Origin of the sequence: Staphylococcus sp. GDY8P57P, assembly GCF_017892585.1 — a bacterium.
GTDB lineage: Bacteria > Bacillota > Bacilli > Staphylococcales > Staphylococcaceae > Staphylococcus > Staphylococcus borealis.
Genome location: NZ_JAESLK010000051.1, coordinates 1 through 700, shown reverse-complemented (window position 1 = coordinate 700; position 700 = coordinate 1). Strand labels below are relative to the sequence as shown.

The 700-nt window shown below is 37.4% G+C and carries 1 pseudogene; it reads left to right on the top strand.

The window, feature by feature from the left end:
* Positions 1–700, top strand: a pseudogene (locus KA878_RS13000) (IS256-like element IS256 family transposase); the annotation flags it as partial.

Here is a 700-nt window from a genome sequence, read left to right as displayed (position 1 = left end):
AGTACCCAGAACACGTGATGGCCATTTTTCACCCACAGTGTTTGAACGTTATCAACGAAACGAAAAAGCCCTCATGGCTTCAATGTTGGAAATGTATGTATCAGGCGTTTCAACTCGTAAAGTATCAAAAATTGTGGAAGAACTTTGTGGTAAATCCGTCTCTAAGTCCTTCGTTTCTAGCTTAACAGAACAGCTAGAACCTATGGTTAACGAGTGGCAGAATCGTTTATTATCAGAAAAAAATTATCCTTACTTAATGACCGATGTACTCTATATAAAAGTACGAGAAGAAAATCGAGTACTCTCAAAAAGCTGTCATATAGCGATTGGAATAACCAAAGATGGCGACCGTGAAATTATCGGCTTCATGATTCAAAGTGGCGAAAGCGAAGAGACCTGGACAACATTTTTTGAATACCTAAAAGAACGCGGTTTACAAGGTACGGAACTCGTTATTTCTGATGCGCACAAAGGATTAGTCTCTGCCATTAGAAAATCCTTCACCAACGTAAGTTGGCAAAGATGCCAAGTTCACTTCCTAAGAAATATCTTTACCACCATTCCTAAAAAAAATTCAAAATCTTTCAGAGAAGCTGTTAAAGGAATTTTTAAGTTCACAGATATTAACTTAGCGCGTGAGGCTAAAAATCGATTGATTCATGATTATATCGATCAACCAAAATATTCAAAAGCTTGCGCA